Genomic DNA, 1457 nt, shown 5'->3' on the forward strand with positions numbered 1-1457 from the left:
GGCTGCGGTCTCCCCCGCCTTCCCTCCCCGCACCCAGGGCGCCGTACGGGGGCTGCGCGCCCCTGGCCTGCGTTCGCCTCCGCATCCCTTCCCCGCACCGAGGACGCCGTACGGGAGCTGCGCGCCCCTGGGCTGCCCCCCGGCCCCGGCGCCCCCCCCGTCCCCGCGCCCGGCCCGCCGCCCGGCCGGCGCGCGGGGCGGCCGCCTGGCCCGCCGTTCCGCTGCTCGCGGCGCTCGCCCTGTGGGTCTACGCCGTGCGCCACACCGACGTGTCCGCCCTGGACGACTACGGCCTCGTCAGCGCGCTGCACCCCACCTTCTGGGCGGGCCTCGCCGTGCTCACGGCGGGTTTCTGGTTCACGGTCCGCGACCCGCGCCGCCGGGCCGGCTGGCCGGCGGCGTACGTCCTCGGCCTGCTGGTGATCGAGCGGGCCACCCAGGCCGTGCTCTACCCGACCCCGCTGTACGCGTGGGCGTGGAAGCACGACGCGGTCATCGACCACCTGCTGACGTCCGGCGGACTCCAGAGCGCGGACCGGCTCGGCGACATGGCGGTGTACGACCAGTGGCCCGGCTTCTTCGCGGCGCAGGCCGCGCTGGTGCGGCTGCTGGGCGTGGACAACGCGGCGATGTACATGGCGTGGTGGCCGCTGGTCTCCAGCGTGCTGCTGCTCCTGCCGCTGCTGCTGATCTACCGGACCTTCACCGAGGACCGGCGCCTGCTCTGGACCGCCGTGTGGCTGTTCTGCGTCGGCAACTGGGTGGGCCAGGACTACTTCTCGCCGCAGTCCGTCGCCTTCGCCCTGCACCTGGGCGTCCTCGCGGTCGTCCTGCGCCGCTACGGCCGCCTGGGCGCCCGGGACGACCGGCAGCGGCAGGCGGTGTGGACCGTGCTGCTCAGTGTGCTGGTCATCGCCATCGTCGTCACGCACCAGCTGACGCCCGGCATGCTCGTCGTCACGCTCCTCGCGCTGGCCCTCACCCGACGCCACCGCGACTGGGTCCCGCTGGTCACCACGGTCGTGATCTTCCTGGCCTGGTGTCTCACCGCCGCGCTGCCCTTCCTGTCCGCGGCCATGCCGGACATGATCCGTTCCGTCGGCGACATCGGGGCCAACGTCGAGACCGGGTACGGGTCCACGCCCACCGGCACCGGCGCGGTCGCCACCTCCTGGGCGGCCCGGCTGCTCTCGGGTTCCGTGCTGCTGCTGGCGCTGGCCGGCGTACTGCGCCGAAGGACGCTGCGGCAGCGGGCGCTGCCGCTGCTGCTGGTCGCGGCGGCTCCGCTGCCGATGTTCGTGGCGAGCAGTTACGGCAGCGAGATGATCTTCCGGGTGCTGATGTTCATGCTGCCCGGCGCGGCCTTCTTCGCCGCCGCCGCGCTGCTGCCCGGGGCGTCCACGCCGACCGCCGACGCACGCGAGACGGAGCGGGGGGCACCGTCAGCCCCCACCCCC

Annotated in this window: 2 pseudogenes; both read left to right on the top strand. The window is 74.8% G+C overall.

Features of this window, described 5'->3' with window-relative positions:
- A pseudogene (locus tag DMH12_RS40630) lies at positions 1–195 on the top strand (hypothetical protein); the annotation flags it as partial.
- Positions 196–254: 59 nt separating this feature from the next.
- Positions 255–1457 (top strand): annotated as a pseudogene (locus DMH12_RS38460) (glycosyltransferase); the annotation flags it as partial.

This window comes from Streptomyces sp. WAC 04229, from assembly GCF_003947455.1.
Classification (GTDB): Bacteria; Actinomycetota; Actinomycetes; order Streptomycetales; family Streptomycetaceae; genus Streptomyces.